The organism is Mycobacterium sp. E1214, from assembly GCF_001666755.1.
Lineage (GTDB): Bacteria > Actinomycetota > Actinomycetes > Mycobacteriales > Mycobacteriaceae > Mycobacterium.
Genome location: NZ_LZJC01000087.1, coordinates 1 through 23,840, shown reverse-complemented (window position 1 = coordinate 23,840; position 23,840 = coordinate 1). Strand labels below are relative to the sequence as shown.

The window sequence follows — 23,840 nt, the reverse complement described above, 5'->3', positions numbered from 1 at the left end:
GTTCCTGGAAGAAGTCGGTGTCGAAGTACGCGGTCTGGTCGACCGGGCAATAGAACGGCCCCACCGCTGTGGTCGCGGCCCCACATCCGGTGTTGACCCGGCCGGTGAACAGCCGGACGTGCGGGCGGGTGTAACTCGGCATCAGCTGATGCCAGACGGCGTCCACGGAGTTGCCGGTCGCGACCACGCGGCACTGCACGTACTTGTTCGCGTCGGCGCCGGTCTTGCACTGGCTCAGGTCGAAGCCCGGCGCGGAGTAGCCGCCGGTGCCCGGCTGCTGCTGCGTGGTGACCTTGCCGGGATCGATGCCCAAAAACAGCGCCCCGATGAGGATCAGCAGCCCGAGGCCCCCGCCACCGACGGCCATCCCCATGCCGCCCCCGCCCGACGAAGAGGCGGTGCTGGTGTCGATCTGCATGCCCTCGTTGAAGGTCATCGCACGCTCCTGGGGGTGTCGGGGGGCAAGGGCAGCGCTAGGAAGAATCTATCCTGGCCCGTCGCCGGCCGCCGCCAATAACGGCACCACGACGTCGCTGATCGGGGTGGGCAGCCCGTGGGCGCGGCCCTTGCGGGCGATCACGCCGTTGCGGATGTCCCACTCCATGGGTCGCCGGTGCTCCCGGTCGGCCAGGATCGAGGTGCCCATGTCCTGCGGGGCGTTGCCGAACAGGTCGACCACCTCGTCGACGACGCCGTCGGGCAGCCGGGCGCCCTCGGCCCGCGCCACCGTCAGGCATTCGGCGACGTAGCGGCGGGCCAGCGCGGTGACGTCGTCGCGGCGGAACATCCCGGACCGCCGCCCGGACAGCGCCATGAAGCCGGCCAACGCGTTGGTCAACAGCTTGCGCCAGGACGCGGTGACGAAGTCGGGGTCGCAGTCCACCCGGCAGCCCGCGCCGCGCAACAGTTCGGCGACGCGCTGCGCCGCGGACCCGTCGGGCAGCACCAGCGACGGCGCGTTGCGCAGCCGCACCCACCCCTCGGGTTGGGTCTCGGCCGAATACCACACGATGCCGGGCAGCACGGGCGACGCCGGGCAGTGCGGGCCCACCCGCTCGACCTGTTCGACGCCGTTCTGCAGCACCACGACGACGGTGTGGGCGTCGCAGAGCGCGGCCAGCCACCCGGCCGCCGCGTCGGTCTGGGTGGCCTTGACCGCCAACAGCACGACGTCCACCGGGCCGCCCACCTGAGCGGGATCGGTGCACACCGGTCCGGGCACGACGATCGGTTCGGCGCCGTCGGGCCGCAGCTCGATGCTGTCGCGGGGCGTGCGGCCGCACACCAGGACCGGGTGACCGGCGCGGTGCAGCAGCGCGGCGACCGTCGTGCCGACGGCGCCGGGACCGACGAGGGCGATGTTCGTGGCGATGGTTCGAAGTTACCTGGACGCGGCGCGGTGCTGGACTGCGGACGGCGCCGGATCGGGGCGCCGGCCACCCCTTTAGACTGGTCAGTCAATCAGCCCGGGAAAGAGGAGTATTTGTGCTGCGCAGCCACGCCGCGGGTTCGCTCAGAAGCAGCGACGCCGGCCAGCAGGTCACGCTCGCGGGGTGGGTGGCTCGGCGCCGCGACCACGGCGGGGTCATCTTCATCGATCTGCGCGACGCGTCCGGCGTCGCCCAGGTGGTCTTCCGGGAGGCGGATGTCCTCGAGCAGGCGCACCGGCTGCGGGCCGAGTTCTGCGTGGCGGTCACCGGTGTCGTCGAGATCCGCCCCGAGGGCAACGCCAACCCCGAGATCGCGACCGGTGACATCGAGGTCAACGCGGCCTCGCTGACCGTGCTGGGGGAGAGCGCGCCGCTGCCGTTCCAGCTCGACGAGCCCGCCGGGGAGGAGCTGCGGCTGAAGTACCGCTACCTCGACCTGCGGCGCGACGGCCCGGCGCAGGCAATCCGGTTGCGCTCCAAGGTGAATGCGGCGGCCCGCTCGGTGCTGGCGCGCCACGACTTCGTCGAGATCGAGACCCCGACGATCACCCGGTCGACGCCGGAGGGCGCGCGCGATTTCCTGGTCCCGGCGCGGCTGCACCCGGGTTCCTTCTACGCGTTGCCGCAGAGCCCGCAGCTGTTCAAGCAGCTGCTCATGGTGGCGGGCATGGAGCGCTACTACCAGATCGCGCGCTGCTACCGCGACGAGGATTTCCGCGCCGACCGGCAGCCGGAGTTCACCCAGCTCGACATGGAGCTCAGCTTCGTCGACGCCGAGGACATCATCGCCATCTCCGAGGAGATCCTGACGGCGCTGTGGGCGCTGATCGGCTACGAGGTCCCGACCCCGCTGCCGCGCATCAGCTACGCCGACGCGATGCGCCGCTTCGGGTCCGACAAGCCCGACCTGCGCTTCGGCCTGGAACTGGTCGACTGCACGGAATTCTTCTCCGACACCACCTTTCGCGTTTTCCAGGCGCCGTACGTGGGTGCGGTGGTGATGCCCGGCGGCGCGTCGCAGCCCCGCCGGACGCTGGACGGCTGGCAGGAGTGGGCCAAGCAGCGCGGCCACCGCGGGCTGGCCTACGTGCTGGTCGGCGACGAGGCTTCCGGAGGCGAGCTCAGCGGCCCGGTCGCCAAGAACCTGACCGACGCCGAACGCGACGGCCTGGCCGCTCATGTCGGCGCGAGCCCGGGCGACTGCATCTTCTTCTCGGCCGGGCCGCCGAAGCCGTCGCGCGCTCTGCTGGGCGCGGCCCGCGGCGAGATCGCCCACCGGCTGAACCTCATCGACCCGAACGCCTGGGCGTTCGTCTGGGTGGTGGACCCGCCGCTGTTCGAGCCCGCCGCCGACGCGACCGCCGCCGGCGACGTGGCCGTCGGCTCCGGCGCCTGGACCGCCGTGCATCACGCGTTCACCTCACCCAAGCCGGGCCAGGAGGACGCCATCGAATCCGACACCGGCAACGTGCTGGCCGACGCCTACGACATCGTCTGCAACGGCAACGAGATCGGCGGCGGCTCCATCCGTATCCACCGCCGCGACGTCCAGGAACGGGTGTTCGCGGTGATGGGACTGGACCAGGCCGAGGCCGCCGAGAAGTTCGGATTCCTGTTGGAGGCCTTCACCTTCGGTGCGCCGCCGCACGGTGGCATCGCCTTCGGCTGGGACCGGATCAACGCGCTGCTGTCCGGGGTGGACTCCATTCGCGAGGTGATCGCCTTCCCCAAGACCGGCGGCGGCGTCGACCCGCTGACCGACGCGCCCGCACCGATCACCCCCCAGCAGCGCAAGGAATCCGGAATAGACGTCAAACCCAAAGCGGTTGACGGGGCATGACCGAAACCCCTGACACCCAGACCATCAACGCGTTCAACCAGGCCCTCGCGGAGGAATTCCGCGCGAACGGGGGCAAGGTGGGCGGTCAGTTCGAGAACGCCAACCTGCTGCTGCTGACGACGACGGGCGCTAAGTCCGGGCAGTCCCGGCTGTCGCCGTTGGCGTACTTCGACGTCGACGGCAGGATCATCGTCTTGGGGTCGTTCGGCGGCTCGCCGAAGGACCCGGCGTGGGTGCACAACCTGCGGGCCAACCCGCGGGCGCACGTCGAGGTCGGCGCCGAGGCGTTCGACGTGGCCGCGCGTGAACTGCCGGACGACGAGCGCGCGCAGGTGCTGCCGAAGGTCACCGAGAAGGCCCCGGTCTTCGCCGAGTACCAGGCCAAGACCACCCGGGTGATTCCGCTGTTCGAGTTGCAGCGGACCTAGCCGGTGCGGCGCGCGCGGCGGCTGGTGCCCTCGTCGGCCGGCGCCGCCGCGCGAGCGGGCGCCAAGCGGCTGCGCGTGGTGTGGTTCAACCTCGTGCAGACCTCCGTCGCCGCGGGCCTGTCCTGGTACTTGGCGCACGACGCGCTCGGCCACCCGCAGCCGTTCTTCGCCCCCATCGCCGCCGCGGTGTCGCTCTCGACCAGCAATGTGCTGCGCGCCCAGCGGGCCCTGCAGATGATGATCGGCGTCACGCTGGGCATCGGCATGGGCACCCTCGTTCAAGGCTGGCTCAGTTCGGGGGCCGTGCCGATCGCGGTCGCCGCGTTCGTGGCGCTGTGCGCGGCGGTGTTCATCGGGCACGGCTACATCGGGCAGGGCATGATGTTCGCCAACCAGACGGTGGTGTCGTCCATCCTGGTGCTGGCCCTGTACCGCACCAATGTGGGCTTCGAACGCATCGACGACGCGCTCATCGGTGGGGTGGTGGCGATCGTCTTCGCGGTCGTGCTGTTTCCCGCCGATCCGCTGCAGGTGCTGCGCAGCGCGCGCGTCGGCGTGCTCGCCGTGCTGCACAGCGTCTTGACCCGCAGCGCCGACGTCGCCGCCGGGCGCCGCCGCGCCCCGCACGACTGGCCGCTGTCGGCGGTCGACCGGGTGCACGCGCAGCTCGGCGGGCTCGTCGAGGCGCGCACCACCGCCCGCCAGGTGGTTAGGGTCGCGCCGCGGCGCTGGGGGCTGCGCGCCGCCGTCCGGGCCGCCGATCACCAGGCGGTGCACGTCGCCATGCTGGCCGGGTCGGTCCTGCAGCTGGCCCGCGCGGCGGTGCCGCCGGGCGACGGGTGCGACCGGCTCGCGCAGCCGGTGCAGGCCGCGCTGCTCGACCTCGCGGCGGCCGCGGCGCTGGCCGACACCGACCCGACGGGCGCCGGCGTGTACACCGCCGCGGCGCGTCAGTTCGCGCGCGAGTTGCAGTCCGGCGCGCGGGAGAAGCCCGACGTGCTGCTCGCCGACGCCGTGGCGGCCTGCATCGACGACCTGCAGCGGGTCATCGACCTGCGCCTCAGCTGAGGAACTCCTGGACCAGCTTGCGCGGGGCCTGCGTCAGCCACGCCTCGGTGATCAGCTCCTCGAGGTCGCGGACGGGGATCGCGGCCAGGTTCACCAGCACCGCCGGATAGCCGTCGAAGTGCGGGGTGGTGAAGTAGATGCCCGGCTCGTCGTCGATCAGCGCGAACTTGACGCCCTCGTCGGAGACGCGGACGCCGAGGATATCGCCGTCCGGCACGGCGGCCCCGGCCGCCGCCAGCGCGTCGCGCTCGGACGGGCGCAGCGGCCGCTCCCAGGCCAGCAATTTCTTGCCGACCCGCCAATCGTGCGGTGCCGGCTCGGAGGTGAGCGCCAGCTCACCGACGATCCTGGCGACATCGCCCCAGGTGGCCACCCCCCAATTGTGCGCCCGCCGTCACGCCGGTGGCGACGGTTCGAGCAAACGACCCGCCGCGGCGGCCGACGAACGCGGGCCACGTGTGATGAGATCAGCTTCGTGCCTGACGCCGTGCCAGCCGAAGAGGTCCGGGCCGCTCGCCGCCATCGAGTCACCCACCGCACCCAGTACCGCTACTCCGACGTGGTGACCAGCTCCTATGGCCGCGGGTTCCTGACGCCCCGGGACTCGCTGCGCCAGCGCTGCGTGGCCCACGAGCTCACCATCGACCCCGCCCCCAGCGACAGCTCCACCAGCGAGGACATTTTCGGCAACGTCAGCTCGTACTTCCACATCACCGAGCCGCACCGCGCGCTGACGATCACCAGCGACTCCATCGTCGACGTGTTCCCCCCGGCGCCGGGCCGCTACACCGACGGTCCGGCGACGCGGCCGTGGGAGGCCGCCCGCCCGTCGGGGCCGGCCGGCGCGCTGGCCGCCGAGTTCACCCTCGACCTGCGGCCGCCGGAGATCACCGACGAGGTCCGCGACTACGCGGCGCCCAGCTTCGTCCCGGGGCGGCCGCTGGTCGAGGTGCTGCGCGACCTCACCTCGCGCATCTTCACCGACTTCACCTATCGCTCGGGGTCGACAACGATTTCCACCGGGGTAAAAGAGGTTCTGCAGGCGCGCGAGGGGGTATGCCAGGACTTTGCAAGGCTGGCGATCGCCTGCCTGCGAGCCAACGGGCTCGCGGCCAGTTACGTGTCCGGTTATCTGGCCACCGACCCGCCTCCCGGAAAGGATCGGATGATCGGCATCGACGCCACCCACGCGTGGGCGGCAGTGTGGACTCCCGCGGAGCCCGGCCAGTTCGAGTGGTTGGGGCTCGACCCCACCAACGACCAGCTGGTCGACGAGCGGTACATCATCGTGGGCCGTGGCCGCGACTACGCGGACGTTCCGCCGCTGCGCGGCATCATTTACACCAACTCCGAACGCAGCGTCATCGATGTCGCCGTCGACGTGGTGCCCTTCGAAGGGGACGTGCTTCATGCGTGACTTCCATTGCCCCAACTGCGGCCAGCGGTTGACGTTCGAGAACTCGGCCTGCCTGAATTGCGGTAGCGCGTTGGGGTTTTCGCTCAACCAGATGGCCCTGCTGGTGATCTCCGACGAGGACCAGTCCGAACACGCCGGCTTCGTCAGCGCCTCCGAGTATCAGCTGTGCGCGAATCTGCGTCTGGCCGAATGCAATTGGCTGGTGCCCAAGAACGACTACGGCAGGTTGTGCGAGTCGTGCGCGCTTACCACCATCCGGCCCAACGACGCCGACACCGCCGGCCTGGCGGAGTTCGCCCGGGCCGAGGCGGCCAAGCGCCGGTTGATCGTTGAGCTGCACGAGCTGAAGCTGCCGATCATCGGGCGCGACCAGGATCCCGAGCAGGGCTTGGCGTTTCACCTGCTATCCAGCGCCCAGGAGAAGGTGTTCACCGGGCACGACAACGGCGTGATCACCCTGGACCTGGCCGAGGGTGACGACGTGCACCGCGAGCAGCTGCGCGTGGAGATGGACGAGCCGTACCGAACCCTGCTGGGGCACTTCCGGCACGAGATCGGGCACTACTACTACTACCGGCTGGTCGCGCCGTCGCAGCAGTACGTAGCCCGGTTCAAGGAGTTGTTCGGCGACCCCGACGCCGACTACCAAGCCGCGCTGGACCGGCACTACAACGACGGCCCGCCCGACGATTGGCAGGAGGACTTCGTCTCGTCCTACGCCACCATGCACGCCGCCGAGGACTGGGCGGAGACCTTCGCCCACTACCTGCACATCCGCGACACGCTGGACACCTCGGCCTGGTGCGGCTTCGCCTCGGCGTCGGCGACCTTCGATCGGCCGTCGTTGGGCCCCAGTGCTTTTCAGACGATCATCGACATGTGGCTACCGCTGTCCTGGTCGCTGAACATGGTCAACCGGTCGATGGGTCACGACGACCTGTATCCGTTCGTGCTGCCGGTCAAGGTGTTGGAGAAGATGCAGTTCATCCACACCGTGGTCGACGAGGTGACCGCCGAGGCCCGGGGACCGGCGACCGTCGCGAGCTAGGCCCGTCAGGCGGGCATCACCCGGCGCTCGTCGGGACCCCACAGCGGCTGCATGCCGCCCGGCAGGGCCAGCTGCGTGGTGGTGATCACCTCGGCCAGGTCGCGCAGTTCGGCGTGCACCGAGCCGAGCAGTTCCGCGAGGTCCGCGCGGCGCCCGTCGTCGCTGACGGCCTCGAGCTGCGCGGGCACCGAGCGGCGCAGCAGCGTGCCGATCTCTTCGACCAACCGCTCCGGTCGTGACGATCCCGACGCTCCCGGCAGGTCCTTGAGGTCGGCGCGCAACCGCTCCACCTGGTAGAGCAGCGACCGCGGGTTCTGCGCGTCGAACAGCATCAGCTCCGCGACCGCGGCGACGCTGAACGTGCCGACGGTGCGGCGCCGGTAGCTCACCGAGGACTCGCACGCCACCAGCGCCGCCTCGATGATGGTCTGTTCGGCGGCCGCGCCGCGCACGACGGCGAGGGTGGCCTCCAGCAGCGCCGTCAGCCACAGGCCCCGCTCGATGCGCTTGCCGATGTCCATCACCGTCCATCCGACGTCGCGCACCATCGACTCCCCGGCCACCCCGGACAGGGTCAGCATGCCGGCCAGCGTCTGGGACTGCGCCGCGGCGAGGCGGGCGTCGGCCTCGGCCAGGGAGTCCGGCGGTTCGCACGGCTGCGCCAGCGCCCGCTCGACCCCCGCCAGCACCATCCAGGTGTCGTTGGACATCTGGTCGCGCACGGCCCGCGCCGCCAGCGCCAGACCCTCCACGGACCCCACCAGCGAGCCCGGGCGGTCGGGGTCCACGGTCAGCGACCACAGCGTCGAGGGCGCCACGGCGATCATCTCGGCGGCGTCGCTGCCGCCGTCGACCGCGGTGTCGGTGCCCGTGATGCCGCCGAGCGCGGCCAGCAGCACCGGCACGCATTCGCTCTCCTCGCTGTCCTGGTGGTGCCGGTAGACGTGGAAGCGGTCGCGGGTCACGATGAGTAGCCGCGCCATGCTCTCGGCGCGTTCGCCGTACCGGCCGATCCAGAACAGGTCGGACAGCACGCGCGGGGAGCTGACGCCCCAGGTGCCCGCGGCCGTCTTGGCCGGCGCGGCGGGCGACGGCAGGCCCACGGTCTCGGCCCGCGCACGCTCCGTCGGGCGCACCCACACGTCTTTGGCGGCAGTGGTTTTCATCGTGTACGCCGCCGGTCCGGGCGCCAGCACGTAGCCGATGCCGCCGATCATCGGCGCGTAACCGCCGCGCTGCGCCACCGTGAACAACCGCATCCCCACGCCGGCCGAGGCCAACACGCCGGCGTGGTCGGTGGGCGCCGAGGAGAACTGCGGCAGTTCCTGGCCGATCCACTGCCACGGCGCCTTCTCGATTCGCGCCGCCAGGTGCGTCAGCTGGCGCGACGACAGCGTCGGGCCCACCAGGGTCTGCTCGCCGACGGTCGACTTCACCAGCAACGACGACAGGTTGGCCAGCAGGTGCGAGCGTTCCGCCGCGACGCCGCCCCAGTAGACCGGCGCGCTGTGCAGCAGCGGTTCCTCGGCCAGCAGGTGCTCGGCCATGCGCGGCAAAAACCGCAGCAGCCCAGGGTTTTCCAGGACACCGCTGCCCAGCGTGTTGACCACGGTCACCGTCCCGCGGTGTACCGCCTCGACCAGGCCCACCACGCCCAGCCGCGAGTCGGCGCGCAGGTCCAGGGGGTCGGAGTAGTCGGCGTCGACCCGGCGCAGCACCACGTCGACGCGTTTGAGGGTGCCCAGCGAGCGCATCCACAGCTTGCCGTCGCGGACCACCAGGTCCGCGCTCTCCACCAGCGGGAAACCCAGCAAGGTCGCCAAATAGGCTTGGTCGAAGGCGGTTTCGGAATAGATGCCGGGGGTGAGCACCACCACCACCGGGTCCTGGGCGACGTCGGGCGCCGCGTCGATGAGCGCCAGCCGCAGCGCCTGCGCGAACGGTGTGGTGGGGCGCGGCGCGATGCGCTCGTAGAGGTCCGGGATCGAGTGCGCGACGACGCGCCGGTCGGCCAGCGCGTAGCCGGCGCCCGACGGCGCCTGCGTCCAGTCGGCGTTCACCTGGAAGGTGGCGTCGGGCTGGCGGCTCACGTCGCAGCCGTGCATGAACAGCTGGTGGTGCCCGGGCACGTCGATGCCGCTGGCCGCGCGCACGTAGCCGGGATGGGCGAACAGCAGCTCCGGCGGCAGGATGCCCTCGGTGAGCAGGGTGCGCGGCCCGTACAGGTCGGCGAGCACGGCGTCGAGCAGCCGCGACCGCTGAATCAGCCCGGCTTCCAACACGTCCCAGTCCGCCGCCGCCAGCACGATCGGCAGGGTGTCCAGGCTCCACGGTCGCGGCTCGACCCCGGGGGCCTTGCCCTCGCCGCCGGAACCGACGTCGGTGTAGGTGATGCCGTCGTTGTCGATGAGGCTGTGCACCACCGAGCGCAGCCGGTCGAGCCCCGCCCGGCCGCGCTCGGCGATCGCGTCGGCCAGCTCCGCCCACGCCGGGCGCACGTTGCCGTCGCGGTCGACGAACTCGTCGTAGCCGATGGCGGGCCCGTGCCGCAGGTCGAACAGCGCCTCCTGGGCGCGCGCGGCCCGGTACCCGGCCAGCAGGCGGTCGGCGTCGTACCGGTCGCCGACGGTGCCCGTCGCCGCCGGCGGTCCGCCGAATGTCATGTCCGCTACCGCCATTACCGCTGCACGGTACGCACGCGGCGCAGGTCGAGGATGCCCGGCGCGCCGATGTCGGTGGAGATCCGGGCCTGCTTCTCCCGGAGGTCGGACAGGTCGAGCTTGCCGGGGGTGAAGCCCGTGGCCTCGAAGCGGCGCGCGCGGCGCGCCTCGGCCTCGACGGCGTTCACCGGGGGCTCCTCGTAACTGCGCCCGCCGGGGTGTGCGACGTGGTAGGTGCAACCCCCGCGCGAGGTGCCCGAGGTCAGGTCGATCAGCTCGAACTGCAGCGGCACGTCCGTCGAGATCGTCGGGTGCAGCGCGCTGGGCGGCTGCCAGGCCTTGAACCGCACGCCGCCGACGTGGATGTCGGGGTTGTCGGTGGCCAGCAGCGGCACCGGGTAACCGTTGGCCGTCACCACGTAGCGGTGCCGATCGGCGCCGATGATGCGGACCTGCACCCGCTCGACCGACGAGTCGACGTAGCGGGCGGTGCCCGTCGCGGTGGACTCCTCGCCCAGCGTGGTCCACGGCTCGATGGCGCCGCGCAGCTCGATCTCCACCCCGTCGAACACCGCGGTGCCGATGCGCGGGAAGCGGAATTCGGTGAACGGGTCCAACCAGCTGGTCTCGAACGCGATGCCCTGCGCGCGCAGGTCCGCGGCCACGTCGGCGATGTCGTGAATCAAAAAGTGCGGCAGCAGGTATCGCCCGTGCAGGTTGGCGCCGTGGCGGATCAGCGGGGCGCGCAGCGGTTGCTCCCAGAACCACGCGACCAAAGACCGTACGAGCAGCGACTGGACCATCGCCATCCGCAGGTGCGGCGGCATCTCGAAGCCCCGCAGCTCCAGCAGGCCGAGCCGGCCGCGGGGGCTGTCCGGGCTGTAGAGCTTGTCGATGCAGAACTCGGCGCGGTGGGTGTTGCCGGTGAGGTCGGTGAGCAGGTGGCGCAGCGCGCGGTCGGTAACCCACGGTTTCGCTTCGCTTTTCAGGCCGCCGCCGCCCAGCCGGGCGATCTCGGCGAACGCGATCTCCAGCTCGTAGAGGGCCTCGGCGCGGCCCTCGTCGACCCGCGGCGCCTGGGAGGTGGTGCCCACGAAGCGGCCGGCGAACAGGTAGGACAGCGACGGGTGGCGCTGCCAGTAGGTCAGCAGCGACACCAGCAGGTCCGGGCGCCGCAGCAGCGGCGAGTCCGCGGGGGTCACGCCGCCCAGGGTGATGTGGTTGCCGCCCCCGGTGCCGCCGTGGGTGCCGTCGATGTCGAACGACTCCGTGGACAGCCGGGCCAGGCGGGCCTGCGCGTACAGCGTTTCCAGCTGCTGGCTCTGCTCGGCGAAGCTGGCGGTGGGCGCCACGTTGACCTCGATGACACCCGGGTCGGGCGTGATCGTCGTCGAGCGCAGCCGCGGGTCCGGCGGCGGCCCGTAACCCTCGATCACCAACGGGCAGTTGGCCTTCGCGGCCGCGGCCTCGGTGCGGGCGATCAGGTCGACGAAGTGCTCGAGCGCCTCGGTCGGCGGCAGGAACGCATACAGCACGCCGTCGCGGATCTCGGCGACCATCGCGGTGGGCGGCGCGGCGGCGTCCTCGTCCAGCACCGCGTCGCCCGCTGCCTCCGGTTGTTCGGCCAGCGTGTCGCCGACGGCCAGCGGGTCGGCGTCGAAGGACGGCCGCGGCGGCCGCCAGCTGATCGCGTCCAGCGGCAACCGCAGCCCCGCCGGGGAGTCCCCGGGCAACAACACGATGCGGCCGCGGCGCAACCGCCAGTCGGCGCTGGCCCAGCCCAGGTCGTCCTCGCGCCGGTGCAGGGGCAGCACGTACGCCGCCGGCGTGTTGACAGACTTGTCCAGCCGGGCCAGCAGTGCCGCGCGGCCCGCGGGGGAGTCGACTGCCAGGTCGTCGTCGGGCTCCACCGGAAGTCCCTCGGGCTGTCGCACTTTGGTCGCCAACCGGTGCAGCGGGTCCTCGTAGGCGGGCCGCACCTGCGTCGGCGGCAGGCCCAGCCCGTCGGCGATCCCGGCGAGCAGCTGCTGCGCGGCCCCGTCGTCGGCGGGGCTCGTGGCTCCGGGGGTCCACGGGTCGGCCAGTAGCGCCTCGTCGGTCCACAGCGGCCGGCCGTCGGCGCGCCAGAGCAGGGCGATCTGCCAGCGCGGCAACGGTTCTCCGGGATACCAGCGGCCCTGGCCGCGTTGGATCAGCCCCGTCGGGGCCCACGCAGCCTTCAGGCGGGCGGCCAGGTCGGACGCGCGCTCGCGCTTGTGCGGGCCGTCGGCGGCGGTGGTCCACTCCTCGCCGACCTGGTCGTCCACCGAGACGAAGGTCGGCTCGCCGCCGACGGTGAGCCGCACGTCGGCGGCGGTCAGCCGCTCGTCGACGGCCTGGCCCACCGCGCAGATGGCCCGCCAGGCGTCGTCGCCGTAGGGCAGGGTGACGCGCGGGTCCTCGTGCACGCGGGTGACGGTGTTGGAGAACTCCAGGACCGACGTGCACGGTTCGGTGCCGCCGCTGATGGGCGCCGCGGAGGCCGGATGCGGCGTGGCCGCCAACGGGATGTGGCCCTCGCCGGCCAACAGGCCCGACGTCGGATCCAGCCCGATCCACCCGGCGCCCGGGATGTACACCTCGGTCCAGGCGTGCAGGTCGGTGAAGTCGGCGGCCGGCCCGGACGGCCCGTCGAGGGCCTCGATGTCGGAGGCGAGCTGCACCAGGTAGCCGGACACGAACCGCGCCGCCAGCCCCAGTTGCCGCAGGATCGACACCAGCAGCCACGCCGAGTCCCGGCACGAGCCGATGCCGCTGCGCAGCGTGTAATCCGGTGTCTGCACACCGGGTTCCATGCGCACGCTGTACGTCACGTCGGCGTTGATGGCGTGGTTGAGGCCGACGAGCATGTCGATGGTGCGGGTGCCGGCGGGCACGGAGAAGTTCTCGACCCAGGTCCGCACCACCTTGCCGGGGCCCGACCCGGGCCCGGACTCGTCGACGGGCCGCAGGTAGGGCTCGAGGTCGGCGGCCAGCTCCGGCGGGTAGGTCACACCGCCGCGGCCGCCCGAGGGGGTCCAGGTCTCGGCCCAGTCCTCGATGAAGAAGTCGAACGGGTTGATCACCTTGAGGTCGGCGATCAGCCCGACGGTGATGGACAGCCGCCGCATGGGGGACGGAAACACCAGGCGGGCAAGAAAATTGCCGAGCGCGTCCTGTTGCCAGTTGATGAAGTGCTCGTCGGGGTCGATACGCAGCGAATACGCCTCGATGGGCGTGCGGGTGTGGGGCGCCGGGCGCAGCCGCACGACGTGCGGGAAGACCCGGACCAGCTGGTCAAAGGTGTAGCTGGTGCGGTGCTCCAGCGCAACTTTGATGCTCATAACCGCTGATCCCATCACACCCGCCAGCACGCCGCAGCGCGGCGCAATTGTGGCTGCGTGCGCCGCAATACGTCCGGCGCTAGGCGGGCTGCCCGGGGTGATGTCCCTGCGGCTGCGCGGGAGCGACGTTGCCGCCGGTGAGCTTGCGGAAGGCGTAGGTGAGGATCAGGGCCGCGAGGGGAACCGCGACCACCAGGCCGAGGAAGCACGCGAGCGCGCCGATGAGCAGGACCGCGACCTCGACCACCAGCAGCAGCAGGGCGCTGCCGAAGTTCTTCCCGGCCAGCGAGAAGCTCGACGTGAAGCCCTTGAGCGCCGAGTCGGAGCGATCGAGCACGAACAGCACGGTGAACTGGGTGAAGATGCCCAGGATCAGACCGGGGAGGAAACACAGCGCCGACGCGAGCGACGTGAGGAAGCCCACCAGCAGCGCGGCCAGGAACACCGCACCGAAATTGCGCGGCCTGAAGAACGACCCGATGGTTACGGGGCGGCCGTCGGCGAGATCGAGGCAGCCGGACAGGAACGCCGACTGGGCGAACGCCTCCACCAGGAAAGCGATCAGATAGCCCAGGGTCAGCAGACCGAGGCCGGCGCCGGTGAGGTTGGTGGTGAAGGCGATGCTGTAGTCGTCGGAGTTCGACGCGTCGGTGGTGTAGTTCTGGCTGGCCGTCAGGAGCCCGGAGGCCGCGCCGATCAGTAGGACGTAGACCAGGGCGGGCACGATCAGCGTCACGGCGTTCTTGCTGAAGACGTTCCACGCCCAGCCGAACGCGTCGCCGATGCGCAGCCCCGAGCTCGGCGGGGCGCCGTAGCCGGGCGGCGGCCCGTAGCCCGGCGGCGGGGGCGGCGTGCCGTACGGCTCGCCCGGGGTGCCTGGATACTCGGGAGGCTGGCTCATTTTCGTCCTCGCTGTCGGATCCGCGTTGCGGGGCACACGCTCGCACAGGGCATCCCGGAACTTAGCAAAGAAGAGGTCCACACGCCCGGGTGACGCGCACTGCCCGCGCCCGTCGGTGTCGCGTGGTATGCCTGGACCGTGTCCGACGGCCTGTTCGACGTGCCCGGCGCCGTCCCGCCGCCGGGTGACTCGGGGCTGAGTGCGCCGCCCGGTGCGCCCCTGGCGGTCCGGATGCGCCCGGCCACGCTGGACGAGGTCGTCGGGCAGAACCACCTGCTGGCGCCGGGCTCCCCGCTGCGCCGCCTGGTGGAAGGCTCGGGCATCGCGTCGGCCATCCTCTACGGTCCGCCCGGCAGCGGCAAGACCACCCTGGCGTCGCTGATCTCGACGGCGACCGGGCGACGGTTCGAGGCGCTGTCGGCGCTGTCGGCCGGTGTCAAAGACGTCCGCGCCGTCATCGACGTCGCCCGCAAGGCGCTGTTGGCCGGCCAGCAGACGGTGTTGTTCATCGACGAGGTGCACCGGTTCTCCAAGACCCAGCAGGACGCGTTGCTGTCGGCGGTGGAGAACCGGGTGGTGCTGCTGGTGGCCGCGACCACCGAGAATCCCAGCTTCTCGGTGGTCGCGCCGCTGCTGTCGCGGTCGCTGATCCTGCAGTTGCGGCCGTTGACGGCCGACGACGTCCGCACCGTCGTGCGGCGGGCCATCGACGACGAACGCGGACTGGGCGGGCGGGTCGCGGTGACGCCCGAGGCCGTCGAGCTGCTGGTGCAACTGGCCGCCGGCGACGCCCGGCGCGCCCTGACGGCGCTGGAGGTGGCTGCCGAGGCGACCGACCAGGTCACCGTCGCCGTCATCGAGCAGTCCCTGGACAAGGCGGCGGTGCGCTACGACCGCGACGGTGACCAGCATTACGACGTCATCAGCGCCTTCATTAAGTCGGTGCGTGGCTCCGACGTCGACGCGGCGCTGCACTACCTGGCCCGCATGCTGGTCGCGGGCGAGGACCCGCGGTTCATCGCGCGCCGGCTGATGATCCTGGCCAGTGAGGACGTCGGCATGGCGGACTCGAACGCGTTGCGGGTGGCCGTCGCTGCCGCGCAGACCGTGGCGCTGATCGGCATGCCCGAGGCCCAGCTGACCCTGGCGCACTGCACGATCTATTTGGCCAGCGCGCCGAAGTCGAACGCGGTAACCACCGCGCTGGCGGCGGCCATGGACGACATCAGGTCCGGCAAGGCCGGCCTGGTGCCCGCCCACCTGCGCGACGGCCACTACTCCGGTGCCGCCGCGCTGGGCAACGCCCAGGGCTACCGGTACGCGCACGACGACCCCGACGGCGTTGTCGCGCAGCAGTATCCGCCCGACGAGCTGGTGGGCGTGGACTACTACCGGCCGACCGGCCGCGGCGCCGAGCGGGAGATGGCCGGCCGGCTGGAGCGGCTGCGGGCCATCATTCGGCGGCGCCGCTAGACCAGCTCGGGCACCCGCAGGTGCGCGATCGCCAGCTCGAACTCGGCGACGTCGATCACCTCGGCGCCCAGGTCGCGGACCCGCTTGCTGCGCAGCTCGCTGGCCCGGTCGCGGTTGCGGGCCAGCGCCTCCATCGAGTCGAACGTCGAGCACGACACCGCCCGGCGGCCGGCCGGGTGGTCGACCAGCAGGCTGGCGCTGCAGAACCCGTCGAGCTCCTCCAGCTCGGGCAGCACCGCGGACCGGTAGAAGGCCACCGAGCGGTGCAGCTGGTCGGGCACCACCTTGAGCCAGGTGGCGCGCACGCAGGCGCCCTCGCGGGACGGGTGGTCGCGGTGCAGCAGGGCGATCTCCCATTCCTCGATCCGGGCGCTGCCGTCGAACATCAGCGCCGCGCGGTCCCGGATCGGCGCGACCCGCGGCGCGGCGGCCCGCATCGCGTCCACCGACTCCCAGGAGCTGGTGGCGATGCAGGTGCCGGACTGGCGGTCGACCAGCAGCGAGAGGCCCACGTACCCCTCGATCTGCTGGCAGGCGGGCATGACGACGTCGCGCACGTGCGCGATGCCGATGTCGACCGCCAGAGGCTGGGCCGCGATGGTGGTAGAGCGTGCATACATGATCGGCCTCCTGGTCAGGGGCTTGCAGCGACGCGCCCCGGTGGCGTCACCGGTCCCACCGATCACCTTCCTCCTGCCCGCCACCGGCCGCAATCACTTTTTGTGGCCGCGGTCACGCCGCGGGCCGGTCCTTCGCGGGCCCCGGGCCGGCGCCGTAGGCTGGTCGGGATGCATACCGATGTGCTGGACGTGGACACGACACGGCGCCGCATCGTCGATCTGACCGACGCGGTGCGCGGGTTCTGCTGGTCGCGCGGTGACGGCCTGTGCAACGTCTTCGTCCCGCACGCGACGGCGGGCGTGGCCATCATCGAGACCGGCGCCGGCTCCGACGACGACCTGCTCGACACGCTGGAACGGTTGCTGCCGCGCGACGACCGCTACCGGCATTCGCACGGGTCGCCGGGCCACGGCGCCGACCACGTGATGCCGGCGCTGGTGGCGCCGTCGGTCACCGTGCCGGTGTCGGCGGGGGAGCCGATGCTTGGCACCTGGCAGAGCATCGTCCTGGTGGACTTGAATCGGGACAACCCGCAGCGCTCGGTTCGGTTGAGCTTCCTGGAGGGTTAGCGGCCGGGCGGTCAGCGCCAGGTACTGTGAGCGGTCGAAATGCGTCGTCGGACGGTGATGTGAGTAAGAGGGAAGAAGCGGGCTAGAAGTGCAGACACACGAGATCAGGAAGAGGTTTCTTGATCATTTCGTGAAGGCGGGCCACACCGAGGTGCCCAGCGCATCGGTGATCCTCGATGACCCCAACCTGCTGTTCGTCAACGCGGGCATGGTCCAGTTCGTCCCGTACTTCCTGGGCGCGCGCACCCCGCCCTATGCGACCGCCACGAGCATCCAAAAGTGCATCCGCACCCCGGACATCGACGAGGTGGGCATCACCACCCGGCACAACACCTTCTTCCAGATGGCCGGCAACTTCTCGTTCGGCGACTACTTCAAGCGCGGCGCGATCGAACTGGCGTGGGGCCTGCTGACCGCGGGCGTCGACGCCGGCGGATACGGGCTCGATCCTGAAAAGCTTTGGGCGACAGTGTATCTCGACGATGACGAGGCCGCTCAGCTGTGGCGCGAGGTGGCCGGCCTGCCCGACGAGCGGATCCAGCGCCGCGGCATGGCCGACAACTACTGGTCGATGGGCATCCCCGGCCCGTGCGGGCCGTCGTCGGAGATCTACTACGACCGCGGGCCGGAATTCGGGCAAGCGGGCGGCCCGGCGGTCAACGAGGACCGCTACATCGAGATCTGGAACCTCGTGTTCATGCAGAACGAGCGCGGCGAGGGCACCTCGAAGGAGGACTTCGAGATCCTGGGGCCGTTGCCGCGCAAGAACATCGACACGGGCATGGGCGTCGAGCGGGTGGCGTTCATCCTGCAGGGCGTGCACAACGTCTACGAGACCGACCTGCTGCGGCCGGTGATCGACACGGTGGCCGCGGCGGCCGCGCGCCCCTATGACGCCGGTAATCACGCCGACGACGTGCGTTACCGGGTGATCGCCGACCACAGCCGCACCGCGGCCATCCTCATCGGCGACGGCGTCACACCCGGCAACGACGGGCGCGGCTACGTGCTGCGGCGGCTGCTGCGGCGGGTGATCCGCTCGGCCAAGTTGCTCGACATCGACGGCCCGATCGTGGGCGAGTTGATGGCCACCGTGCGCGACGCGATGGGTCCGTCGTACCCGGAGCTGGTCGCCGACTTCGACCGGATCCGCCGCATCGCGGTGGCCGAGGAGACCGCGTTCAACCGGACGCTCGCGTCGGGGTCCAAGCTGTTCGACGACGTGGCCGGCTCCACCAAAGCGTCCGGCGCGCAACACATTTCGGGCTCCGACGCGTTCACGCTGCACGACACCTACGGGTTTCCGATCGAGCTGACGCTGGAGATGGCCGCCGAGGCAGGCCTGGCCGTCGACGAGGCGGGGTTCCGCGAGCTGATGGCCGAACAGCGGCGCCGGGCCAAGGCCGACGCGGCCGCCCGCAAGCACGCCCACGCCGACCTGACCGCGTACCGCGAGCTGGTCGACGCCGGGCCCACCGAGTTCACCGGTTTCGACGAGCTGACCTCCGAGGCAAAGATCTTGGGCATCTTTGTCGACGGCAAGCGGGTACCGGTGGTCACGCACGAGGGGGCCGAGCGCGTCGAGATCGTCCTGGACCGCACCCCGCTCTACGCCGAGTCCGGCGGGCAGATCGCCGACGCGGGCACCATCAGCGGGACCGGCACCGGCGAGAGCGCCCGCGCGGCCGTCACCGACGTCCAGAAGATCGCCAAAACCCTGTGGGTGCACCGGGTCAACGTGGAGTCCGGTGAGTTCGTCGAGGGCGACACCGTGGTCGCCGCGGTGGACCCCGGCTGGCGCAAGGGCGCCACCCAGGGGCACTCCGGCACCCACATGGTGCACGCCGCGTTACGGCAAGTGTTGGGGCCCAACGCCGTTCAAGCGGGTTCGCTGAACCGCCCCGGCTACCTGCGGTTCGACTTCAACTGGCAGGGGCCGCTGTCCGACGAGCAGCGCACCCAGATCGAAGAGGTGACCAACGAGGCCGTGCAGGCCGACTTCGAGGTGCACACCTTCACCGAGAACCTCGAGAAGGCCAAGGCCATGGGCGCCATGGCGCTGTTCGGCGAGGCCTACCCCGACGAGGTGCGGGTGGTCGAGATCGGCGGGCCCTTCTCGATCGAGCTGTGCGGCGGGACGCACGTGCACAACTCCGCCCAGATCGGGCCGGTGACCATCCTCGGCGAGTCGTCCGTCGGCTCCGGGGTCCGCCGCGTCGAGGCTTACGTCGGCCTGGACTCGTTCCGCCACCTGGCCAAGGAGCGCGCGCTGATGGCCGGGCTCGCGTCGTCGTTGAAGGTGCCCTCGGAAGAGGTGCCCGCCCGGGTGGCCGGCCTCGTCGAGCGGCTCAAGGCCGCCGAGAAGGAACTCGAACGCGCCCGGCTGGCCGGCGCCCGCGCGGCGGCGACCAACGCGGCCGCCGGCGCGCAGCAGGTCGGTAACGTTCGCGTGGTGGCGCAACGGATGTCCGCGGGTGTGACGGCGGGCGACCTGCGCTCCCTGGTCGGCGACATCCGCGGCAAGCTGGGCAGCGACCCCGCGGTGGTCGCCCTGATCGCCGAGGGCGAGGGCGGCGCCGTCCCGTACGCGATCGCCGCCAATCCCGCGGCTCAGGACCTGGGCATCAGCGCCAACGACCTGATCAAGCACCTCGCCACCGCCGTCGAGGGTCGCGGCGGCGGCAAGCCCGACCTGGCGCAGGGCTCCGGCAAGAATCCGGCCGGCATCGACGCAGCGCTCGACGCGGTCCGCAACGAGATCGCCGTGATAGCGCGGGCCGGCTGAGTGGGCCCGGCACAGCACCGCCTGCCCGACCGGCCCGGCGGCCCGAGCGAGGATCCCGGGCGCGGACGGCGGCTCGGGATCGACGTCGGCACCGTCCGCATCGGCGTGGCCAGCAGCGACCCCGACGGCATCCTGGCCACCCCGGTGGAGACCGTGCGCCGCGAGCGCACCGGAAAACACCTGCGGCGGCTGGCCGCGCTGGTCGCCGAGTTCGAGGCGGTCGAGGTGGTCGTCGGCTTGCCCCGGACGCTGGCCGACCGCACCGGTAAGTCGGCGCTGGACGCGATCGAGCTGGCCGAGGCCCTGGCCGAGCGGGTGGCGCCCACCCCGGTGCGCCTCGCCGACGAGCGGCTGACGACGGTCAGCGCGCAGCGGTCGCTGCGGTCGGCGGGTGTGCGGGCCAAAGAGCAGCGGGCGGTAATCGACCAGGCGGCGGCCGTGGCGATCCTGCAGAGCTGGCTCGACCAGCGCCGCGCCGCCCGCACCGGCCCGGGGGAGGCCGGCGATGGTTGACAGCGCGCGCGACCAGCGCTCCGAGACCGAGCCCGCCAAGCCGACGCGGCGCAAGAGCCGCGCCGCCCGGCGCGCGGAGGCCAGCCGCCGCCGCCGCCGCTTCGTCATCCGGGTGTCGCTGGCGCTGCTGGTCGTCGTGGTGATCGCCGGCGTGTTCGCCGGAACGAAGCTGTGGCACACCGTGTTCGGCAACGGCGACGACTACCGCGGCGGCGGGAAGCGGGACGTCGTCATCCAGATCGAGGCCGGTGACTCGACCACCATGGTCGGCGAGACCCTGCAACACCAGCAGGTGGTCAAGACCGTCCGCGCCTTCGTCAACGCCGCGCACGGCAACACCGCCATCACCTCGATCCAGCCCGGCTTCTACCGGGTGCGCACCGAGATCCCGGCCGCCGACGCGGTCACGCGCCTGACCGACCCGAAGAGCCGGGTGGGGCGGCTGGTCATCCCGGAGGGACGCCAGCTCGACGACACCACCGACATGAAGACCAACAAGGTCAACCCCGGGATCTTCACCCTGATCTCCCAGGCCACCTGCGTGGACCTCGACGGTAACCGGCACTGCGTCCCGGTGGCGGACCTGCGGGCGGCCGCCACCGACAGCACCGTCGCCGCGCTGGCGATCCCGCCGTGGGCCGTCCAACCCGCCACCGAACTGGGCAAGGACCACCGCCGCATCGAGGGGCTGATCGCCCCTGGCACCTTCAACGTCGACCCCGCCGCGCCGGCCGAGGGCATCCTGGCCAGCCTCATCAGCGCCGGCGCCAGCGAATACACCAAGTCCGGGCTCGTCGACACCGCCCAGGCCATGGGGCTGTCGCCCTACGACATCCTGGTGGTGGCGTCGCTGGTGCAGCAGGAGGCCAACCCGCCGGACTTCGCGAAGGTGGCCCAAGTCATCTACAACCGGTTGCACGCCCACCACACGCTGGAGTTCGACTCGACCGTCAACTACCCGCTGGACCGCCGCGAGGTGGCCACCAGCGACGCCGACCGGGCCCTGCGAACCCCGTGGAACACCTACGTCTCGCTGGGCCTGCCGGCCACCGCCATCTGCTCGCCCGGCACCGACGCGCTGCGCGCGGCCGAGCATCCCGAGCCGGGTGACTGGTTGTACTTCGTGACCATCGACAACCAGGGCACCACCCTGTTCACCCGCGACTACCAACAGCATCTGGCCAACATCGAGCTGGCCAAGCGCAACGGTGTCCTCGACAGCGCCCGGCCGTAGAGCCGGGGTGCTGGGCAAGCCGATCGCCCACTCCAAATCCCCGCGGCTGCACCTGGCCGCCTACCGCGCGCTCGGACTCGACGGCTGGACCTATGACCGCATCGAATGCGACGCCGACGAGCTGCCCGCGGTGGTCGGCGGGTTCGGGCCCGACTGGGTCGGGGTGTCGGTGACCATGCCGGGCAAGTTCGCCGCGCTGCGCTTCGCCGACGAGCGGACCCCGCGCGCCGAGCTGCTGGGCGCCGCCAACACCCTGGTCCGGACGCCGCGCGGCTGGCGGGCCGACAACACCGACGTCGACGGCGTCGCGGGGGCGGTCGGGACCGTCACCGGGCGGGCCCTGGTGTGCGGGTCGGGCGGGACGGCGCCGGCCGCGCTCATGGGGCTGGCGCACGCCGGCGCCGCCGCCGTCACCGTCGTGGCGCGCGACCCGGACAAGGCGGCCCGGCTCGTGGACCTCGGCGCGCGCCTCGGGGTGCCGACGCAGTTCTGCGGCCTGGACGACGCGGCGCTGGCCCGCCAGGTCGCCGACGCGCAGGTGCTGGTCAGCACGGTTCCCGCCGACGTCGGGGCGCGCTACGCCGACACCCTGGCCGCCGTGCCGGTGCTGCTCGACGCGGTCTACGACCCGTGGCCGACGCCGCTGGCCGCCGCGGTGGCGGCGGCGGGCGGCCGGGTGATCAGCGGCCTGCAGATGCTGCTGCACCAGGCGTTCGCGCAGGTGGAACAGTTCACAGGGCTGCCCGCGCCGCGAGGGGCGATGAGCGCCGCCCTGGGCTAGCCTGACGCGCGTGCTGGCCGGGGCGGTGGCGCTGTGGATGGCCGCGCTGAGCGGATACGACGTCGCGCGACGCCGAGTCGAAGGTCGCGTCGCTGGCCGGCGCGCCGCGGGTATTGAGCCTGCACAACGCGGGAGCCGCCGAGGGCCAGCGGCGGCTCAGCGACCTCGCCGAGCGGGGCGAGGTGCTCGACTCGTGCCTGTACACCGCGCCGAGCAGATACGGCGGCGAGGGCGCCGGGACGACGTGGTTGGTGGGCTCGGCCGCCGAGGTGGCCGCCGCGCTGCGTCGCTACGCCGACCTGGGGATCACCCACTTCGTGCTGAGCGACACCCCGTACAAGTCCGAGGTGGTCCGCCTCGGCGATCAGCTGCTGCCGCTGCTGCCCGTCACGTGAGCAGCGCCAGGCCCAGGGCGCTGGCCAGGCACATCGACGGCCCGTGCGGCACCGTCGGCCCGGCCCGCCACGGCAGGCTCGCCACCGCGACCAGCGCGGTCAGCAGCGGCGCCCCGACCGCCGCGCAGGCCCACACCGGCGCGCCGAAGCAGCCGGTCAGCGCGCCCAGGCCGACGGCCAGCTTGACGTCGCCGGCGCCCAGCCCCGCGGGCGAGACCAGGTGCACCAGCAGGTAGCCGCCGCCCAGGGCGGCGGCGCCCAGCAGCGCCGGCGCGCCGGCCAGCGACGCGACCTTCGACTCGGCGTCGCGCCACGCCTCCTCCGACGTGTCCCGCACCAGGGTGGTGATCCGCAACCCGAACTCCAGCGGTGCGTGCTCGCGACCGAGCTTGTCCGACAGCGACTTCAGCCGCTCGACGCGTTCGGCGATCCCGTCGAGCGGTTCACCCCAGAACAGCTGCACGTCGGCCTCGGTGGCCGCGACCTGCTCGGCGGCGGCCGACGCCCCACCGAAGTACAACGCGGGGTGCCGGCCGTCGGCGGCGCCGAGGGGCCGCGGCTGCAGCGTCGAATGGTCGACCCGGAAGAACTCGCCGTGGAACGTGACGTCGTCCTCGTGCCACAGCCGGCGCACCAGCCGCATGAACTCGCGGGTGCGGTCGTAGCGGCGGGACTTGTCGAGCTCGGTGTCGCCGTAGGCGGTCGGATCGTCGACGCCGCTGACGATGTTGATGAACAACTTGCCGTCGTTGAGCCGGTGCAGGGTGGCCGCCGCGCTGGCGAAGTGCGCCGGATGCCAATAGCCGGGCCGCGCCGCCACCAGCGGCGTGAAGTTGGTGGTGCGGGCCGCGACCGCGGTGGCGACGGTGAACGTGTCGGGTCGGCCCCAGCCGGTGCCGATCAGCGCGCCGCCCCAGCCGTGCCGCTCGGCGCGCAGCGCCAGGTCCACCGAGTAGTCCAGGCTGCCCCAACCGGCCACCGTGTCGTCGCCGCGGTGGCCGGGCTCGACGGTGTTCGGGATGTACCACAGATGCATCAGGCCGCCGCCGTGAACGGGGCGCCCGTGAACCGTTCGCGCAACGTCGGTTCCGCATACGACGCGCGAAACAGGCCGCGCGAGCGCAGGATCGGCACCACCTCGTCGACGAACACCTCAAGGCCGTCCGGGAAGACGTCGGGCATCAGGTTGAAACCGTCGGCGGCGCCGGCAACGAACCACCGCTCGATGGTATCGGCCACGTCGACGGGGGACCCCACGATCACCCGGTGCCCGGACCCACTGAACTCACGCAGCGTCTGGCGCAGCGTCAACCCG

19 protein-coding genes and 2 pseudogenes are annotated in these 23,840 nt (G+C 71.8%); 12 read left to right on the top strand and 9 right to left on the bottom strand.

Annotated elements, in window-relative coordinates:
* Positions 1-436, bottom strand: a 436-nt coding sequence (locus A5700_RS11085; protein ID WP_197504154.1) for a neutral zinc metallopeptidase, incomplete at its 3' end; no start/stop codon positions are given.
* A gap of 48 nt (positions 437-484) precedes the next feature.
* Positions 485-1,372 (bottom strand): oxidoreductase, encoded by an 888-nt coding sequence (locus A5700_RS11080; protein WP_197502804.1) that lies wholly within the window; start codon positions 1,370-1,372, stop codon positions 485-487.
* A gap of 113 nt (positions 1,373-1,485) precedes the next feature.
* Here A5700_RS11080 and aspS point away from each other — a divergent pair, with 113 nt between their 5' ends.
* From aspS to A5700_RS11065, 3 genes are read left to right on the top strand one after another with little or no spacing between them, the layout of a single operon-like run.
* A complete protein-coding gene (aspS, locus tag A5700_RS11075; protein WP_068069185.1) occupies positions 1,486-3,270 on the top strand; it encodes an aspartate--tRNA ligase in 1,785 nt (594 codons plus the stop codon).
* Positions 3,267-3,698 carry a nitroreductase family deazaflavin-dependent oxidoreductase gene (locus A5700_RS11070; RefSeq protein WP_068069182.1) on the top strand — a complete coding sequence of 144 codons (432 nt, stop codon included), beginning with the start codon at positions 3,267-3,269 and terminating at the stop codon, positions 3,696-3,698. The genes aspS and A5700_RS11070 overlap by 4 nt, the downstream gene beginning before the upstream one ends.
* A gap of 3 nt (positions 3,699-3,701) precedes the next feature.
* Positions 3,702-4,766, top strand: a complete 1,065-nt coding sequence (locus tag A5700_RS11065; protein WP_068069178.1) for an aromatic acid exporter family protein — start codon at positions 3,702-3,704, stop codon at positions 4,764-4,766.
* On the opposite strand, the gene A5700_RS11060 is transcribed toward A5700_RS11065, so the two are convergent.
* Complete coding sequence (locus A5700_RS11060) at positions 4,759-5,139, bottom strand: MmcQ/YjbR family DNA-binding protein (protein WP_068069171.1); 381 nt, start codon at positions 5,137-5,139, stop codon at positions 4,759-4,761. The genes A5700_RS11065 and A5700_RS11060 overlap by 8 nt on opposite strands.
* 102 nt (positions 5,140-5,241) lie before the next feature.
* Here A5700_RS11060 and A5700_RS11055 point away from each other — a divergent pair, with 102 nt between their 5' ends.
* Both A5700_RS11055 and A5700_RS11050 read left to right on the top strand, forming a co-directional pair.
* The gene (locus tag A5700_RS11055) at positions 5,242-6,183 is read left to right on the top strand and encodes a transglutaminase family protein (RefSeq protein WP_082960442.1); all 942 of its coding nucleotides are present in this window, start codon (positions 5,242-5,244) and stop codon (positions 6,181-6,183) included.
* The gene (locus A5700_RS11050) at positions 6,176-7,231 is read left to right on the top strand and encodes a putative zinc-binding metallopeptidase (RefSeq protein WP_068069168.1); all 1,056 of its coding nucleotides are present in this window, start codon (positions 6,176-6,178) and stop codon (positions 7,229-7,231) included. Before A5700_RS11055 ends, A5700_RS11050 begins: the two co-directional genes overlap by 8 nt.
* Positions 7,232-7,236: 5 nt before the next feature.
* Here the strand turns inward: A5700_RS11050 and A5700_RS11045 are convergent, their stop codons facing one another.
* The 3 genes from A5700_RS11045 to A5700_RS11035 form a co-directional block, all read right to left on the bottom strand.
* On the bottom strand, positions 7,237-9,894 hold the full coding sequence (locus A5700_RS11045) for a circularly permuted type 2 ATP-grasp protein (protein WP_231973766.1): 2,658 nt from the start codon (positions 9,892-9,894) through the stop codon (positions 7,237-7,239).
* A 14-nt stretch (positions 9,895-9,908) separates the two neighbouring features.
* On the bottom strand, positions 9,909-13,253 hold the full coding sequence (locus A5700_RS11040; protein ID WP_068069162.1) for a DUF2126 domain-containing protein: 3,345 nt from the start codon (positions 13,251-13,253) through the stop codon (positions 9,909-9,911).
* A 79-nt stretch (positions 13,254-13,332) separates the two neighbouring features.
* Entirely contained in the window at positions 13,333-14,154 is an 822-nt protein-coding gene (locus A5700_RS11035) for a hypothetical protein (RefSeq protein ID WP_197504153.1), read from the bottom strand.
* 138 nt (positions 14,155-14,292) lie between these two features.
* On the opposite strand from A5700_RS11035, the gene A5700_RS11030 reads away from it, so the two are divergent.
* Positions 14,293-15,627, top strand: a complete 1,335-nt coding sequence (locus tag A5700_RS11030; protein WP_068069152.1) for a replication-associated recombination protein A — start codon at positions 14,293-14,295, stop codon at positions 15,625-15,627.
* Here the strand turns inward: A5700_RS11030 and A5700_RS11025 are convergent.
* A complete protein-coding gene (locus A5700_RS11025) occupies positions 15,624-16,247 on the bottom strand; it encodes a hypothetical protein (protein WP_068069149.1) in 624 nt (207 codons plus the stop codon). The two genes, A5700_RS11030 and A5700_RS11025, sit on opposite strands and share 4 nt — an antisense overlap.
* A gap of 180 nt (positions 16,248-16,427) precedes the next feature.
* Here A5700_RS11025 and A5700_RS11020 point away from each other — a divergent pair, with 180 nt between their 5' ends.
* The 6 genes and pseudogenes from A5700_RS11020 to A5700_RS10995 all read left to right on the top strand — a co-directional run.
* Positions 16,428-16,817 (top strand): secondary thiamine-phosphate synthase enzyme YjbQ, encoded by a 390-nt coding sequence (locus tag A5700_RS11020; RefSeq protein ID WP_197502803.1) that lies wholly within the window; start codon positions 16,428-16,430, stop codon positions 16,815-16,817.
* Between the two features lie 88 nt (positions 16,818-16,905).
* Positions 16,906-19,602, top strand: a complete 2,697-nt coding sequence (gene alaS, locus A5700_RS11015) for an alanine--tRNA ligase (RefSeq protein WP_068069145.1) — start codon at positions 16,906-16,908, stop codon at positions 19,600-19,602.
* Positions 19,603-20,115: a Holliday junction resolvase RuvX gene (gene ruvX / locus A5700_RS11010; RefSeq protein WP_068069141.1), complete on the top strand. Its 513-nt coding sequence runs from the start codon at positions 19,603-19,605 to the stop codon at positions 20,113-20,115. It begins immediately after the preceding gene.
* Entirely contained in the window at positions 20,108-21,349 is a 1,242-nt protein-coding gene (gene mltG, locus A5700_RS11005) for an endolytic transglycosylase MltG (protein WP_068069139.1), read from the top strand. The genes ruvX and mltG overlap by 8 nt, the downstream gene beginning before the upstream one ends.
* Positions 21,324-22,130 (top strand): shikimate dehydrogenase, encoded by an 807-nt coding sequence (locus tag A5700_RS11000; protein WP_068069136.1) that lies wholly within the window; start codon positions 21,324-21,326, stop codon positions 22,128-22,130. The genes mltG and A5700_RS11000 overlap by 26 nt, the downstream gene beginning before the upstream one ends.
* 65 nt (positions 22,131-22,195) lie before the next feature.
* Positions 22,196-22,525: pseudogene (locus A5700_RS10995) on the top strand (alkanesulfonate monooxygenase); the annotation flags it as partial.
* Here the strand turns inward: A5700_RS10995 and A5700_RS10990 are convergent.
* Both A5700_RS10990 and A5700_RS10985 read right to left on the bottom strand, forming a co-directional pair.
* Complete coding sequence (locus A5700_RS10990; RefSeq protein WP_369828264.1) at positions 22,518-23,561, bottom strand: LLM class flavin-dependent oxidoreductase; 1,044 nt, start codon at positions 23,559-23,561, stop codon at positions 22,518-22,520. The pseudogene A5700_RS10995 and the gene A5700_RS10990 overlap by 8 nt on opposite strands.
* A pseudogene (locus tag A5700_RS10985) lies at positions 23,561-23,840 on the bottom strand (nitrilotriacetate monooxygenase); the annotation flags it as partial. The pseudogene A5700_RS10985 and the gene A5700_RS10990, both read right to left, overlap by 1 nt.

Excerpts from the sequence above, each read along its gene's own strand:
- mltG (WP_068069139.1), top strand. The coding sequence starts at position 20,108 with ATGGTTGACAGCGCGCGCGACCAGCGCTCCGAGACCGAGCCCGCCAAG.
- A5700_RS11070 (WP_068069182.1), top strand. The coding sequence starts at position 3,267 with ATGACCGAAACCCCTGACACCCAGACCATCAACGCGTTCAACCAGGCC.
- A5700_RS11045 (WP_231973766.1), bottom strand. The coding sequence starts at position 9,894 with ATGACATTCGGCGGACCGCCGGCGGCGACGGGCACCGTCGGCGACCGG.
- A5700_RS11050 (WP_068069168.1), top strand. The coding sequence starts at position 6,176 with ATGCGTGACTTCCATTGCCCCAACTGCGGCCAGCGGTTGACGTTCGAG.
- A5700_RS11040 (WP_068069162.1), bottom strand. The coding sequence starts at position 13,253 with ATGAGCATCAAAGTTGCGCTGGAGCACCGCACCAGCTACACCTTTGAC.
- A5700_RS11025 (WP_068069149.1), bottom strand. The coding sequence starts at position 16,247 with ATGTATGCACGCTCTACCACCATCGCGGCCCAGCCTCTGGCGGTCGAC.
- A5700_RS10990 (WP_369828264.1), bottom strand. The coding sequence starts at position 23,561 with ATGCATCTGTGGTACATCCCGAACACCGTCGAGCCCGGCCACCGCGGC.
- A5700_RS11035 (WP_197504153.1), bottom strand. The coding sequence starts at position 14,154 with ATGAGCCAGCCTCCCGAGTATCCAGGCACCCCGGGCGAGCCGTACGGC.